Origin of the sequence: Inquilinus sp., assembly GCF_039594555.1 — a bacterium.
Classification (GTDB): Bacteria; Pseudomonadota; Alphaproteobacteria; order DSM-16000; family Inquilinaceae; genus Inquilinus.
The window spans coordinates 1-14,560 of the sequence record NZ_JBCNNF010000162.1; the positions used below are offsets into that span (position 1 = coordinate 1).

The 14,560-nt window shown below is 66.7% G+C and carries 12 protein-coding genes; 10 read left to right on the forward strand and 2 right to left on the reverse strand.

Going from position 1 to position 14,560, the window contains the following annotated elements; genetic code table 11:
- Window positions 1-188: 188 nt before the first annotated feature.
- Entirely contained in the window at window positions 189-695 is a 507-nt protein-coding gene (locus tag ABDW35_RS18120; RefSeq protein WP_343715280.1) for a sigma-70 family RNA polymerase sigma factor, read from the reverse strand.
- Between the two features lie 637 nt (window positions 696-1,332).
- On the opposite strand from ABDW35_RS18120, the gene ABDW35_RS18125 reads away from it, so the two are divergent.
- The 5 genes from ABDW35_RS18125 (at window position 1,333) to ABDW35_RS18145 (ending at window position 6,618) form a co-directional block, all read left to right on the forward strand.
- Window positions 1,333-2,604, forward strand: coding sequence for an ABC transporter substrate-binding protein (locus ABDW35_RS18125; RefSeq protein WP_343715281.1), 1,272 nt, complete (start codon window positions 1,333-1,335; stop codon window positions 2,602-2,604).
- 71 nt (window positions 2,605-2,675) lie between these two features.
- Window positions 2,676-3,593, forward strand: a complete 918-nt coding sequence (locus tag ABDW35_RS18130) for a sugar ABC transporter permease (RefSeq protein ID WP_343715282.1) — start codon at window positions 2,676-2,678, stop codon at window positions 3,591-3,593.
- Window positions 3,594-3,603: 10 nt separating this feature from the next.
- Window positions 3,604-4,479 carry a carbohydrate ABC transporter permease gene (locus tag ABDW35_RS18135; protein WP_343715283.1) on the forward strand — a complete coding sequence of 292 codons (876 nt, stop codon included), beginning with the start codon at window positions 3,604-3,606 and terminating at the stop codon, window positions 4,477-4,479.
- A 7-nt stretch (window positions 4,480-4,486) separates the two neighbouring features.
- Window positions 4,487-5,599 (forward strand): sn-glycerol-3-phosphate ABC transporter ATP-binding protein UgpC, encoded by a 1,113-nt coding sequence (gene ugpC, locus ABDW35_RS18140; RefSeq protein WP_343715284.1) that lies wholly within the window; start codon window positions 4,487-4,489, stop codon window positions 5,597-5,599.
- A complete protein-coding gene (locus tag ABDW35_RS18145; RefSeq protein WP_343715285.1) occupies window positions 5,596-6,618 on the forward strand; it encodes a Gfo/Idh/MocA family oxidoreductase in 1,023 nt (340 codons plus the stop codon). Before ugpC ends, ABDW35_RS18145 begins: the two co-directional genes overlap by 4 nt.
- A 152-nt stretch (window positions 6,619-6,770) precedes the next feature.
- Here the strand turns inward: ABDW35_RS18145 and ABDW35_RS18150 are convergent, their stop codons facing one another.
- A complete protein-coding gene (locus ABDW35_RS18150) occupies window positions 6,771-7,157 on the reverse strand; it encodes a RidA family protein (RefSeq protein ID WP_343715286.1) in 387 nt (128 codons plus the stop codon).
- A 136-nt stretch (window positions 7,158-7,293) separates the two neighbouring features.
- Between ABDW35_RS18150 and mtnK the strand changes: the two genes are divergently transcribed.
- The 5 genes from mtnK to ABDW35_RS18175 all read left to right on the forward strand — a co-directional run.
- Window positions 7,294-8,586, forward strand: a complete 1,293-nt coding sequence (gene mtnK, locus ABDW35_RS18155; RefSeq protein ID WP_343715287.1) for an S-methyl-5-thioribose kinase — start codon at window positions 7,294-7,296, stop codon at window positions 8,584-8,586.
- Between the two features lie 3 nt (window positions 8,587-8,589).
- Window positions 8,590-9,687 carry an S-methyl-5-thioribose-1-phosphate isomerase gene (mtnA, locus tag ABDW35_RS18160; RefSeq protein WP_343715288.1) on the forward strand — a complete coding sequence of 366 codons (1,098 nt, stop codon included), beginning with the start codon at window positions 8,590-8,592 and terminating at the stop codon, window positions 9,685-9,687.
- 195 nt (window positions 9,688-9,882) lie between these two features.
- Window positions 9,883-11,472, forward strand: a complete 1,590-nt coding sequence (locus ABDW35_RS18165) for an ABC transporter substrate-binding protein (protein ID WP_343715289.1) — start codon at window positions 9,883-9,885, stop codon at window positions 11,470-11,472.
- A 167-nt stretch (window positions 11,473-11,639) separates the two neighbouring features.
- Entirely contained in the window at window positions 11,640-13,238 is a 1,599-nt protein-coding gene (locus tag ABDW35_RS18170) for an ABC transporter substrate-binding protein (RefSeq protein ID WP_343715290.1), read from the forward strand.
- 269 nt (window positions 13,239-13,507) lie between these two features.
- Window positions 13,508-14,560, forward strand: a 1,053-nt coding sequence (locus tag ABDW35_RS18175; protein ID WP_343715291.1) for an ABC transporter substrate-binding protein, incomplete at its 3' end; no start/stop codon positions are given.

The following is a 14,560-nucleotide window of genomic DNA, read 5'->3' on the forward strand; positions in this document are numbered from 1 at the left end:
GCTGAGGGGCCTCTTCGCAGCACGGCCTATCCCTTCCTCGTCATTCCCGCGAAAGCGGGAATCTCTTTCTGTGCAAGCGTCGCGAGATCCCCGCTTTCGCGGGGATGACGGATTGGTTGCTCGAGAAGCTCTCGCAGAAAGGGCGCCGCGAGGGCGCCCATTCCGTACAGACATCGGGAAGCGGGCGCTCAGTGCACGCCGCTCAGTTGCCGCAGGCTTTGCCGTGCCCGGCCGAGGCGGGACCGGACGGTGCCGACCGGGACGCCGAGCGTGCTGGCCGCCTCGTCATAGGAGGCGCCGCCAACGGCGACGATCTCGAGCACCTCGCGATGGTCGTGGCTGAGGCGCGACCAGGAGTCCTGGACACGGCCGATCTCCACCCGCTGCTCCTGGTTGATCGGCACGGCGATCTCGCAATCCTCGACCGGGAAATGGCTGGACGCGCGATTGGCCTGGCCGACGAATTTCGACAGGAACAGCCGGCGCATCATCACCACCAGCCAAGCCATCAGATTGGTGCCGGGCTGCCAGAGATGGAACTTGCAGTAGGCGCGCATCAGCGTCTCCTGCAGCAGGTCCTCCGCATCCACCGGGTCTCGGGTCAGCGATGCCGCGTAGCGCCGAAGATCCGCCATCCTCGGCGACACCAGGGACGTGAAGCTGGTGGACGGGTCTCCTTTGATCCGGTTCGTCATGTCTCCACCCTTTCCTGCCCTCGGCCATTGCCGAAACGGGCAAAATCTTGCCGTGTCCGGACTCGAGGTCTTCCACCCCTCCCCCGGATGATGCGCAATGATCGAACGATCAATTGCCGCTTCGGTGTGAACTGCGGATGAAACGCCCGACTACTTTCGATGTTCCGTCCAATTTCCGCCCGAAATTCGCTGCAAAGTCCGAACGAGAATGGCGTGGCCACTCCGGATCCACTGGATAGGGCCGTTTCGCTTCGCCCGCTCTAACATTTGATAGAGAGAAAAATATTCCAGCCTTTGAGAGAATTACATCATTTGATATATGGCGACTGGCGGATTGCAGGACATCGATGCTGCGGCACGCTGTGCAGGACGTCCGCCTGTCGGCAGCGCGACAGCTCCCCCGTCGCGAAAATCGTCTCCCGGACGATTGAGCTTCAGCCGCTAAACAATCGTCAGACAAAGGGATTCCGGCTTCGCAGCCCCATCCGCTTGGCGTATGGAGACGTTACGCCGCCGGGCCGCTTGGCTCGGATGGAAAGTCGAGGTTCGGGGCCCGACCCCACCGAGATCCGCCGCGTTCGACGGCGGAGAATGCCTGCGCGTTCCTGCGCGGGCGTCGAACAGGAGAAGGCAGGGAATGTTCAAGACGTATCTGACGGCGACCGCGGCAAGCCTCCTGGCCCTGACCGCTGCCGCCTATGCCCCCTCCGCGGCCGCCCAGGCCAAGGAGGAGGTCGAGGTGATGCACTGGTGGACCTCCGGCGGCGAGGCCGCCGCCCTCAACGTCCTGAAGGAACAGCTACAGAAGGAGGGCGTCACCTGGAAGGACGCGCCGGTGGCCGGCGGCGGCGGCGATGCCGCGATGACCGCGCTGCGGGCCCGCGTGACCGCCGGCGACAAGCCGACCTCGGTGCAGTTGCTCGGCCTCGCCGTCCATGACTGGGCCGAGCAGGGCGTGCTGGCCGACCTGACGCCGCTGGCGCAGAAGGAGCATTGGGCCGACCACATCCCGCCGGCGATCCAGGCCTTCTCGACCTATGACGGCAAGTGGGTGGCGGCGCCGGTCAACATCCACCGCACCAACTGGCTGTGGATCAACAAGAAGCTGCTCGACAAGGTCGGCGGCAAGGCCCCGACCAACTGGGACGAGTTCCAGGCCCTGGCCAAGAAGTTCAAGGATGCCGGCATCACCCCGCTGGCCCATGGCGGCCAGCCCTGGCAGGAATCGACGATTTTCGACGCGATCGTCGTCTCGGTCGGCGGCAACGACTTCTACAAGAAGGCCTTCGTCGACCTCGACCCGGCGGCGCTGGGCGGGGACACCATGCAGAAGGCGTTCGACCAATTCCGCGTGCTGCGCGGCTGGGTCGACCCGAACTTCTCAGGCCGCGACTGGAACCTGGCCTCGGCCATGGTGATCAACGGCGAGGCCGGTATGCAGGTGATGGGCGACTGGGCCAAGGGCGAGTTCATCAAGGCCGGGCTGAAGCCGGGCGTCGACATCGTCTGCGTGCCCTATCCGGGCAGCGAGAAGGCGTTCCTGTTCAACAGCGACCAGTTCGCCATGTTCAGCCTGGACGACAAGGCTCGGCAGGACGCGCAGCTGAAGCTGGCCAGCGCCATCGAGAGCCCGAGCTTCCAGGAGAGCTTCAACCTGGTGAAGGGGTCGATCCCGGCCAACACCGAGGTCAAGCCGGACAAGTTCGACCCGTGCGGCCAGAAGTCGATGGCCGACCGCGACGCGTTCAAGTCGACCGGCGGCATGCTGCCCAGCCTGGCGCATGGCCACGCCGCCTCGGCCGCGGTCAAGGGCGCGATCTACGACGTCGTCACCAACTTCTTCAACTCGAACCAATCCTCCGCCGATGCGGCGAAGGCCCTGGTCGACGCGGTGGCGCTCGCCAAGTAAACCCGTGCGCGGGGGCCGGTCGCCGGCCCCCGCCGCTTTTTCCGCCCCCCGCTTGAATCGAGGGCCTGCCGATGGCCGCGATCTCCGAGCCCGCAACCGCGGGTCGCCGATCCCCCTTCGATTGGCTCCAGACGACATTGCCCAAGCTCGTTCTGGCGCCGTCCTTCGCCGTGACCATCATCTGCGTCTACGGCTTTATCCTGTTCACGCTGTACCTGTCGTTCACCAGCTCGACGATGCTGCCCAGCTTCCAATGGGCCGGCCCGGTCCAGTACGAGAAGCTGTGGGCCGATCCGAAATGGTACATCTCGCTGGCCAATCTCGGCATCTACGGCGTGCTGTATATCGGGATCAGCACCGCGATCGGCCTGATGCTGGCGATCCTGCTGGACCAGCGGATCCGCATCGAGGGAGCGCTGCGCACCATCTACCTGTACCCGATGGCGATCTCCTTCATCGTCACCGGCACGGCGTGGAAGTGGATCCTCAACCCCGGCCTCGGCCTCGACAAGCTGATGCACGACATAGGCTGGACCAGCTTCACCTTCGACTGGCTGATCAATGGCGACATGGCGATCTACACCGTCGTCATCGCCGGCGTCTGGCAGTCCTCCGGCTTCGTCATGGCGATGTTCCTGGCGGGGCTGCGCGGGGTCGACAGCGACATCCTGAAGGCCGCGGCGATCGACGGCGCGACGCTGCCGCAGACCTACCGCCGGATCATCATCCCGCTGATGCGGCCGGTGTTCCTGTCGGCCTTCGTGGTCTCCGCCCATCTGGCGATCAAGAGCTTCGACCTGGTGATGGCGCTGACCGCGGGCGGGCCCGGCACCTCGACCTGGATGCCGGCGCTGTACATGTACAGCCTGACCTTCACCCGCAACCAGATGGGCCTCGGCGCCGCCAGCGCCGTGATCATGCTGGCCACGATCAGCGCGATCATCGTGCCCTATCTCTACTCCGAGCTGCGGGGTGGACGCCGTGACTGATGCCTCATTGATGGTCCCCGGCCCGCGTTCGGGCCTGTCGGTGGCGCTGCGCTGGGGGCTGTTCGCCATCCTCGGCGTGTTCGCGCTGATCTACCTGTTCCCGCTCTTCGTTATGATCGTGACCTCGCTGAAGACGCTGGACGAGGTGCGCGCCGGCAACCTGCTGTCGCTGCCGCAGAACCCGACGGTGGAGCCCTGGGTCAGCGCCTGGAGCACCACCTGCGTCGGCCTGACCTGCGAGGGGCTGAAGGGCTATTTCCTCAACTCGATCCTGATGACGGTGCCGGCGGTGGCGATCTCCGCCGTGCTCGGCGCGCTGAACGGCTACGTCCTGACCAAATGGCGGTTCAAAGGCGACGGCATCGTCTTCGCCCTGATCCTGTTCGGCTGCTTCATCCCGTTCCAGATCGTGCTGCTGCCGATGGCGCGGACGCTGGGGCTGCTGGGCCTCGCCTCCTCCACGCCCGGGCTGATCTTCGTCCATGTGGTGTACGGCCTGTGCTTCACCACGCTGTTCTTCCGCAACTACTATGCCGCCTTCCCGAACGACCTGGTGAAGTCGGCGATGATCGACGGCGCCGGCTTCTTCCGCATCTTCTGGCGGATCCTGCTGCCGAACTCGATCCCGATCATCGTGGTCACGGTGATCTGGCAGTTCACCAACATCTGGAACGACTTCCTGTTCGGCGTGTCCTTCGCAGGCGGCGGCGGCGCCATGCCGGTGACCGTAGCGCTGAACAACATCGTCAACAGCTCGACCGGCGTGAAGGAATACAACGTCCACATGGCCGCGGCGATCATCGCCGCGCTGCCGACGCTCGTCGTCTATGTGCTCGCCGGCCGCTATTTCGTGCGCGGCCTGATGGCGGGCGCGGTGAAGGGATAACCGCACCATGGCCTCTCTCACGATCCAGAACGTGATCAAGCGCTACGGCGCGATCGAGATCCTCAAGGGCATCAATATCGGCATCGATGACGGCGAGTTCCTGGTGCTGGTCGGCCCGTCCGGCTGCGGCAAGTCCACGCTGCTGAACATGATCGCCGGGCTGGACACCATCTCGGACGGCAGCATCGCCATCGACGGCCAGCGGGTGAACGACCTGCACCCGAAGGACCGCGACATCGCCATGGTGTTCCAGTCCTACGCCCTGTACCCGAACATGTCGGTGGAGCAGAACATCGGCTTCGGGCTGGAGATGCGCGGCGTGCCGAAGGAGCAGCGGGCCAAGGCGATCGCCGAGGTCGCCAGGCTGCTACAGATGGAGCATCTGCTGAAGCGCAAGCCCAGTCAGCTGTCCGGCGGCCAGCGCCAGCGCGTGGCGATGGGCCGGGCGCTGGTGCGCAACCCCAAGATCTTCCTGTTCGACGAGCCGCTGTCCAACCTCGACGCCAAGCTGCGGGTGGAGATGCGGACCGAGATCAAGAAGCTGCACCAGCGTCTGAAATCGACCATCGTCTACGTCACCCACGACCAGATCGAGGCGATGACCCTGGCCACCCGCATCGCGGTGATGCGGGCGGGCGAGCTGCAGCAGCTGGGCACGCCGCGGGAGATCTACGACACCCCGGCCAACACCTTCGTCGCCGGTTTCATGGGGTCGCCGCCGATGAACCTGATCAAGGCCAAGGTGGTCGACCACAATGGCGGCCCGCACGCCGCCATCGACCGGATGCATGACGGCGAGGTGGTGCTGCCGCTGCCGGCCAATGACGGGCTGCGCGGTGCCGCCGGGCGCGAGATCATCCTGGGCCTGCGGCCGGAGAACATCACCGACCCGCAGGGCGCGGTCAGCAGCGGCGGCCCGACGCTGGCGGCCGACTGCCTGATCGAGGTGACCGAGCCGACCGGCCCGGACCTGATCGCCGTGGTCGAGATGGGCGGCAAGGAGGTGCTGGCCCGCCTGCGCCCCGACGCCGAGGCCCGGCCCGGCCAGCGCAGCCGGCTGGTGTTCGACATGGGCAAGGCCGTGGTGTTCGACGCCGGAACGGAAGCCCGCATCGCATGAAACCCGTCCGCATCGGCCTGATCGGCTACGGCCCCGCCGCTCGGGTGTTCCACGGCCCCCTGATCACCGCCTGCCCCGGCACCGAACTGGCCGCGGCAGCGGTGCGGAATCCGGAGAGCGTGACCGACGCACCGCCGGATCTGCCGATCGTCACCGTCGACGCCCTGCTGGCCGACCCGTCGGTCGAGGCGGTGGTGGTGGCGACGCCGAGCGGCAGCCACCACGCCGTGGCCCGCCGGGCGTTGGAGGCCGGCAAGCATGTCGTGGTCGACAAGCCGGTCACGGTGACGGCGGCCGAGGCCGACGACCTGATCGCCCTGGCGGCGGAGCGGCGGCGGGTGCTGACCGTGTTCCACAACCGGCGCTGGGACGGCGACTTCCCGGCCCTGCGCGACCTGATCGCCGAGGGCCGGCTGGGCCGGGTGCTGTCCTTCGAATCCAACTACGACCGCTACCGCCCGACCGTGCGGGCGCGCTGGCGCGAGCAGGCGGTGCCGGGATCGGGGCTGCACTACGATCTGGGCTCTCACCTGATCGACCAGGCGCTGGTGCTGTTCGGCCGGCCGGACTTCGTGCGGGCCGAGCTGCGCGCCATCCGCCCCGGTGCCGAGGCGGTGGACGATGCGATCTTCACCCTCGGCTTCGGCCCCACGCGGGCCCTGCTGCGCTGCCGCATCCTGGTGGCGGAGCCCGGGGCGCGGCTGGTGGTGCAGGGCGACCGCGCCACCTTCCGCAAGATGGAAATCGACCCGCAGGAGGACCATCTGCGCGCCGGCACCGCCCAGACGGAGCCGGAGACCGGCTGGCTGACGGTGGGGCAGGAGACGGGCCGGCCGGAGCCGCAGCGCTTGGCGATCGCGCCCGGCCGCTATGTCGCCTTCTATGACGGCGTCGCCGCGGCGGTGCGCGACGGCGCCCCGCCGCCGGTCGACCCGCGCGACGGCCGCGACGTGATCCGGGTGATCGAGGCGGCGATCGAGAGCTCCGCCACCGGCCGAGACGTGCGGATGGAATGGTGATCGCGTCTCTCTGAGACCGTTCGGAAATGCGCTAGCGTGAGTCGGCTGGTGGTGGTTTCGAGAACCGGAGCGCAGCGCACGTTTGGTGCGTGAGCACCGGAAGCGGAGAAACCGCCATCAGACGGCCACGCCAGTAACATTCACGGGCGGTCTCAGGCCGCCGCGATGACCTCGATCTCCACCAGCCAGTCCGGCGACAGCGTCTGTGCCACTAGGGCCGTGGTCGGCACCACATGGCCGTCCAGCGCGGCGATGCGGGCAGCCTGGTTGGCCTCGGCATAGGCCGGATCGCGCAGATAGCTGGTGATCCGCACGATGTTGCGGACGGTCATGTCCGCGCTGGCCAGGATGGTGCGGATGTTCGACCAGATCAGCGCCAACTGCTGCTCCAGCGTCTTGCCGGGCACGCCCTGCGCGTCCAGCCCCATGGTGCCGGCGACATAGAGGATGCGGTTCGGCTGCCGCACCTCCAGCGCATGGATGTAGTCCGGCGTCGCCGGATAGATGCCCTCGGTCGGGTTGTGCGGAACGGTCTGCATCGGTCTCCCTCCCCTTCGCTTGCCCCTGCATCGCACCGATCGGGGCCGGCCCGCAACCGGCCGCGCTTGACAGCGGGGGAGCCGGCTTCGGACACTCCGCCCCGTCCAAGAGCAAGACCGGGGCGGAGACAGAGATATGGGCGAAGCGCAGGAGAGCCGGCTGACCGGCGGGCCGGACTACCGGCCGCTGGACGAGGCGTCGATCCGCCCCTATCTGGCCGGCCTGCCCGCGATCCGCGACGCGCTGGGCGGCGACCCGGCCGGCTGGCAGGTGACCGAGGTCGGCGACGGCAACCTGAACCTCGTCTTCATCGTCCGCGGCTCCGCCGGCGGGCTCGTGGTCAAGCAGGCCCTGCCCTATGTCCGGCTGGTCGGCGACAGCTGGCCGCTGCCGCTGGACCGCGCCTGGTTCGAATGGCATGCGCTGTCGGAACAGGCGAGCCACGTGCCGCATCTGCTGCCGAAGCTTTTCCATTTCGACCCGGCCATGGCGCTGATCGTGATGGAGTGGCTGACGCCGCACATCATCCTGCGCAAGGGGCTGATCGCCGGCATCCGCTATCCGCTGCTGGCCGGGCACATGGCGGAGTTCCTGGCTCAGACCCTGTTCAAGACCTCCGATTTGCACGAGCCCGCTGCCGCGAAGAAGGCGAAGATGGCGCCGTTCTGCGGCAACACCGCTTTGTGCAAGATCACCGAGGACCTGGTGTTCACCGATCCCTACCGGATCGCCAAGCTGAACCGCTGGACCACGCCGCAGCTGGACGGCATCGCCGCCGAATTCCGCGCCGACGCCGCCGCCAAGGTGGCGGTGCAGGAGCTGAAATGGGCCTTCCTGACCCGGGCCGAGGCGCTGGTGCATGGCGACCTGCACACCGGGTCGATCATGGTGACCGAGGCCGACAGCCGCGCCATCGACCCGGAATTCGCCTTCTATGGCCCGATGGGCTTCGATGTCGGAGCCCTGCTGGCCAATTTCTTCCTGGCCTATTTCGCCCAGGAAGGCCATGCGACGGCCGCCGATGACCGCGCCGACTATCGCAGCTGGCTGCTGGTCCAGGCCGAGGCGATCTGGACCGGCTTCCAGAAGCGCTTCCTGGAACTGTGGCGGGCCGAGAACACCGGCGACGCCTTCACCCGCGAGCTGTTCGCCGATGGCGACGGCGCCTTGGCGCTGGACGCGCACCGCAAGGCCGTCATGGCCCGGCTGTTTCGCGACACGGTCGGCTTCGCCGGCGCCAAGATGGTCCGCCGCATCCTGGGGCTGGCCCACGTCGCCGACCTCGAGACCATCGCCGACCCGGACCGGCGTGCCGCCTGCGAGACCAAGGCGCTGCGCCTGGCCCGCGCCTTCCTGGTCGAACGCGACCGCTTCACCGGCCCGGCCGATCTGCGCCACGCGGCCGAGACTGTCTTCCGTGAGGGTTGAGCGATGAAGATCGACGGCAAGTCCTACCGCACCATCTGGCCGGCCGAGGATGGCTGGCGGGTGGTGATCATCGACCAGACCAAGCTGCCGCACGGCTTCGAGACCGTGGTGCTGGAGACCGAGGACCAGGCGGCCCACGCCATCCGCAGCATGCAGGTGCGCGGCGCGCCGCTGATCGGCGCCACCGGCGCTTACGGCCTGGCGCTGGCGCTGCGCGCCGACCCGTCCGACGCCGCCCTGGCTGCGGCCTATGACCGGCTGCTGGCCACCCGCCCGACCGCGGTCAACCTGCGCTGGGCGCTGGACGACGTCCGTGGCCGGGTCGCGGCCCTGAAGCCGGCGGAGCGCGCCGCCGCCGCCTATCGCCGCGCCGCCGAGATCTGCGACGACGACGTCGCCACCTGCCGCGCCATCGGCGAGCACGGCCTGGCCGTGTTCCGCGAGATCTGGGAGCGGCAGGACCGGCCCGAGCGGCTGAACGTGCTGACCCATTGCAACGCCGGGTGGCTGGCGACGGTCGACTGGGGCACCGCCCTGGCGCCCATCTATCTGGCGCATGACAGCGGCCTGCCGGTGCATGTCTGGGTCGACGAGACCCGGCCGCGCAACCAGGGCGCCAGCATCACCGCCTTCGAGCTGGGCCGCCACGGCGTGCCGCACACCGTGATCGCCGACAATGTCGGCGGCCATCTGATGCAGCACGGCATGGTCGATCTGTGCATCGTCGGCACCGACCGCACCACCGCGACCGGCGACGTCTGCAACAAGATCGGCACCTATCTGAAGGCGCTGGCGGCGCATGACAACGGCGTGCCGTTCTATGTCGCCCTGCCCTACACCACGATCGACTGGACCCTGGCGGACGGCATCCGCCAGATCGAGATCGAGCGGCGCGACCCGCGCGAGCTGAGCCACATCACCGGCCGCACCGCGGATGGCCGGATCGAGACGGTCGGCATCCTGCCGGAGGGCAGCGAAGCGGCGAACTGGGCCTTCGACGTCACCCCGGCGCGCTACGTCACCGGCCTGATCACCGAGCGCGGCGTGTGCCCCGCCAGCCGCGAAGGCCTGGCCGGGCTGTATCCCGACCGGGCGGCTTGAGCGAGCGTGTTGCCTCTCCCGCTTGCGGGAGAGGTCGGAGACGCGAAGCGGCTCCGGGTGAGGGGGTTTTGTCGAGGCCTGGGCCAGCCCTCACCCGGTCGCCCTGCGGGCGCCCGACCTCTCCCGCCACGCGGGAGAGGCAACGCGAAACCAACCACCTTTGACAAGACCACCAATCATAACAGGGAGAGCCTCATGTCCCGTTTCCTGAGCGCCACGGCGCTGGCGCTCGTTCTCGCGGCCGGGTCGGCCGAGGCCAAGACGCTGGTCTATTGCTCCGAGGGCAGCCCGGAGAACTTCAACCCGCAGATCAACACCACCGGCACCAGCCTGGACGCTTCGGTGCCGGTCTATGACGGACTGGTGGCGTTCGAGCGCGGCGGCACCAAGGTGGTGCCGGCCCTGGCCGAATCCTGGGACGTCTCGGACGACGGCACCGTCTACACCTTCCATCTGCGCAAGGGTGTGAAGTTCCACTCGAACGACAAGTTCACCCCGACGCGCGACTTCAACGCCGACGACGTGCTGTTCTCGTTCAACCGGATGTGGAAGGAGGACAGCCCCTATCACAAGGTCTCCGGCGGCTCCTACGACTATTTCGGCGACATGGGCATGCCGGCGCTGCTGAAGGCGATCGACAAGGTCGACGACTATACCGTCCGCTTCACCCTGACCAAGCCGGAGGCGCCCTTCATCGCCGACATGGCGATGAACTTCGCCCAGATCCTGTCGGCCGAATATGCCGATGCGATGATGAAGGCCGGCACGCCGGAGGATGTCGACCAGATCCCGATCGGCACCGGCCCGTTCCGCTTCGTCCAGTACCTGCCGGACGCGCTGATCCGCTACAAGGCCTTCGACCAGGCCTGGAGCGGCCGCGAGAAGATCGACACGCTGGTCTTCGTCATCACCCCGGATTCTTCGGTCCGCTACGCCAAATTGAAAGCCAATGAGTGCCAGGTGATCCCGTCGCCGAACCCGGCCGACCTGCCGGCGATGGAGAAGGACCCGGCGGTGACGGTGGTTAGCCAGCCGGGCCTGAACACCGGCTACCTGGCCTTCAACGTCCAGAAGAAGCCGTTCGACGACGTCCGCGTCCGCCGCGCCATCAACATGGCGGTGAACAAGCAGGCCATCCTCGACGCCGTCTATCTCGGCGCGGGCCAGGCGGCGAAGAACCCGATCCCGCCGACCATCTGGTCCTACAATGACAGCATCCAGGACTACAAATACGACCCCGAGGCGGCCAAGAAGCTGCTGGCCGATGCCGGCCTGGCCAATGGCTTCGACACCGATCTCTGGGCCATGCCGGTGCAGCGGCCCTACAATCCGAACGCCCAGCGCATCGCCGAGTTGATGCAGGCCGACCTGGCCAAGGTCGGCATCCGGGCCAAGATCGTCTCCTATGAATGGGGCGAGTACCGCAAGCGGGCCCAGGCCGGCGAGCACCAGATGGCGCAGTTCGGCTGGGGCGGCGACAATGGCGACCCGGACAATTTCTTCAACAATCTGCTGGGCTGCGACGCGGCGCGGCAGGGCGGCGGCAACGTCGCCAAATGGTGCGACAAGGGCTTCGAGGCCCTGATCCAGAAGGCCAAGGTCACTGCCGACCTGGCGGAGCGCACCAAGCTGTACGAGCAGGCCCAGGTGATCTTCCACGACCAGATGCCGTGGCTGCCGATCGCCCATTCGGTCGAGTACCAAGCGATCCGCAAGGAGGTGCTGAACTACGTCATCACCCCGGTGCGGATTCACGACTTCCGCGGCGTCGACATCCAGGAGTAGGCGCGAGTCGCGTCAAATGCGACGGACTTTAAGCCTGACGGTCTCATCCGAGACCATGGCGGCGGGCGGGTAAGCGAGCGTCGATTGACAGCGCACCCCCAGGTTGCGGTAATCCCCGCAACCTGGGCGCCGCGACCAGCGCCCGACCGATTTAGGAGAGAAACCCCATGTCCCGCTTCCTGTCCGCCACGGCGATGGCGCTCGTCCTCGTCGCGGGCGCGGCCGCCTCGGCCGAGGCCAAGACGCTGGTCTACTGCTCCGAGGGCAGTCCGGAGAACTTCAACCCGCAGATCAACACCACCGGCACCAGCTTCGACGCGTCCCTGCCGGCCTATGATGGGCTGGTGGCCTTCAAGCAGGGCACCACGGAAGTCGTCCCGGCGCTGGCCGAATCCTGGGATGTCTCGGATGACGGCACCGTCTACACCTTCCACCTGCGCAAGGGCGTGAAGTGGCAGTCGAACGACAAGTTCACGCCGACCCGCGACTTCAACGCCGATGACGTGCTGTTCTCGTTCAACCGGATGTGGAAGGAGGACAGCCCGTATCACAAGATCTCCGGCGGCTCCTACGACTACTTCGGCGACATGGGCATGCCGGCGCTGCTGAAGTCGATCGACAAGGTCGACGACTACACCGTCAAGTTCACCCTCAACGGCCCGAACGCGCCCTTCATCGCCAACATGGCGATGAACTTCGCCTCGATCCTGTCGGCCGAATACGCCGATGCGCTGCAGAAGGCCGGCACGCCGGAGCAGATCGACCAGGTGCCGATCGGCACCGGCCCGTTCCAGCTGGTGCAGTACCAGGCGGACGCGCTGATCCGCTTCAAGGCGTTCGACCAGTACTGGGGCGGCAAGCAGAAGCTCGACAACCTGGTCTTCGTCATCACCCCGGACGCGGCGGTGCGCTATGCCAAGCTGCAGGCCGGCGAATGCCATGTCATGGCCTATCCGAATCCGGCCGACATCCCGGCGATGAAGTCGGATGCGGCGCTGACCGTGCTGCAGAAGCCCGGCCTCAATGTCGGCTACGTCGCGATCAATGTCCAGAAGAAGCCCTATGACGACGTGCGCGTGCGCCAGGCCGTCAACATGGCGGTGAACAAGCAGGCGATCATCGACGCCGTCTACCAGGGCACCGGCCAGGCGGCCAAGAACCCGATCCCGCCGACCATGTGGTCCTATGACGACAGCATCAAGGACTATCCCTACGACCCCGAGGCGGCGAAGAAGCTGCTGGCCGAGGCCGGCTATCCCAACGGCTTCGAGACCGACCTGTGGGCGATGCCGGTGCAGCGCCCCTACAACCCGAACGCCCAGCGCATCGCCGAGCTGATGCAGAACGATTTCGCCAAGGTCGGCATCAAGGCGAAGGTCGTGTCCTATGAATGGGGCGAGTATCGCAAGCGCGCCCAGGAGGGCGAACACCAGCTGGAGCAGATCGGCTGGTCGGGCGACAATGGCGATCCCGACAACTTCCTGAACAACCTGCTGGGCTGCGATGCGGCGCGGGTCGGCGGCAGCAACACCTCGAAGTGGTGCAACAAGGAGTTCAACGACCTGATCCTGAAGGCGCAGTCCATCTCCGATCAGGCCGAGCGCACCAAGCTGTACCAGCAGGCGCAGGTGATCTTCCACGACCAGGCGCCCTGGATCCCGATCGCGCATTCGGTGGTCACCGAGGTCACGGCGAAGGCCGTCAGCGGTTACCAGATCAGCGCGGTCGGCCTGCACGATTTCCGCGGCGTCGATATCGCCGAATAACCCGGCGGCGAAAGCAACAAACGGGCGGGGCCGCGGCACAACGTCGTCCCGTCCGTTTCCTTTTGGCCCCTCGCTGGCTTCGATCTGCCGGGTCGCCCGGCCATCCCCTGGCGGGCAGGGTCTATCCTGGGAAGCGATTCAGTTTGCCCGACATAACCGGCCAGTTGACATCACCCCCGCCCCTTGCGGTAATCCCCTGCAACCCACGGTTTGGGCAATACAGCTATGCGGCAAGCCCAGACCGAAGGATCACCAGAGGGGAGAGTTTCATGTCCCGCTTTTTGTCCGCCACGGCGATGGCGCTTGTCCTCGTCGCGGGGGCGGCGGTGTCCGCCGAGGCCAAGACGCTCGTCTATTGCTCCGAGGGCAGCCCGGAGAATTTCAATCCGCAGATCAACACCACCGGCACCAGCTTCGACGCGTCGGGCCCGATCTACGATCATCTGATCGAGTTCGTGAAGGGCAGCACCAAGACCGAGCCCGGCCTGGCCGAGTCCTGGGACATCTCGGATGACGGCACGGTCTACACCTTCCACCTCCGCAAGGGGGTGAAGTGGCATTCCAACGACAAATTCACGCCGACCCGCGATTTCAACGCCGACGACGTGCTGTTCACCTTCAACCGGATGTGGAAGGAGGACAGCCCGTATCACAAGGTCTCCGGCGGGTCGTACGACTATTTCAACGACATGGGCTTCCCCGACCTGCTGAAGTCGATCGACAAGGTCGACGACCACACGGTGAAGTTCACCCTGACCAAGCCGGAAGCGCCGTTCCTGGCCGACCTGGCCATGGAGTTCTCGTCGATCCTGTCGGCCGAATATGCCGACGCGATGATGAAGGCCGGCACGCCGGAGCAGGTCGACCAGGTGCCGATCGGCACCGGATCCTTCCAGTTCGTGCAGTACCAGCCGGATGCGCTGATCCGCTACAAGGCCTTCGACCAGGCCTGGAGCGGCAAGGAAAAGATCGACAACCTGGTCTTCGCCATCACCCCGGACGCCGCGGTGCGCTACGCCAAGCTGAAGGCCGGCGAGTGCCACGTGATGCCGTATCCGAACCCGGCCGACGTGCCGGCGATGCAGAAGGACCCGGCGCTCAACGTGCTGACCCAGCCGGGCCTGAACACCGGCTATCTGGCCTTCAACGTCCAGAAGAAGCCGTTCGACGACGTGCGCGTGCGCCGCGCCGTCAATATGGCCATCAACAAGCAGGCCATCCTCGACGCCGTGTACCAGGGCGCGGGCCAGGCGGCGAAGAACCCGATCCCGCCGACCATCTGGTCGTACAACGACAGCATCCAGGACTATAAGTACGACCCC

What these genes read in the sequence shown, in the direction of transcription:
- ABDW35_RS18125 (WP_343715281.1), top strand. Translation starts at nt 1,333, where the DNA reads ATGTTCAAGACGTATCTGACGGCGACCGCGGCAAGCCTCCTGGCCCTG.
- ABDW35_RS18150 (WP_343715286.1), bottom strand. Translation starts at nt 7,157, where the DNA reads ATGCAGACCGTTCCGCACAACCCGACCGAGGGCATCTATCCGGCGACG.
- ugpC (WP_343715284.1), top strand. Translation starts at nt 4,487, where the DNA reads ATGGCCTCTCTCACGATCCAGAACGTGATCAAGCGCTACGGCGCGATC.
- ABDW35_RS18165 (WP_343715289.1), top strand. Translation starts at nt 9,883, where the DNA reads ATGTCCCGTTTCCTGAGCGCCACGGCGCTGGCGCTCGTTCTCGCGGCC.
- ABDW35_RS18120 (WP_343715280.1), bottom strand. Translation starts at nt 695, where the DNA reads ATGACGAACCGGATCAAAGGAGACCCGTCCACCAGCTTCACGTCCCTG.
- ABDW35_RS18130 (WP_343715282.1), top strand. Translation starts at nt 2,676, where the DNA reads ATGGCCGCGATCTCCGAGCCCGCAACCGCGGGTCGCCGATCCCCCTTC.
- mtnK (WP_343715287.1), top strand. Translation starts at nt 7,294, where the DNA reads ATGGGCGAAGCGCAGGAGAGCCGGCTGACCGGCGGGCCGGACTACCGG.
- mtnA (WP_343715288.1), top strand. Translation starts at nt 8,590, where the DNA reads ATGAAGATCGACGGCAAGTCCTACCGCACCATCTGGCCGGCCGAGGAT.
- ABDW35_RS18170 (WP_343715290.1), top strand. Translation starts at nt 11,640, where the DNA reads ATGTCCCGCTTCCTGTCCGCCACGGCGATGGCGCTCGTCCTCGTCGCG.
- ABDW35_RS18145 (WP_343715285.1), top strand. Translation starts at nt 5,596, where the DNA reads ATGAAACCCGTCCGCATCGGCCTGATCGGCTACGGCCCCGCCGCTCGG.
- ABDW35_RS18135 (WP_343715283.1), top strand. Translation starts at nt 3,604, where the DNA reads ATGGTCCCCGGCCCGCGTTCGGGCCTGTCGGTGGCGCTGCGCTGGGGG.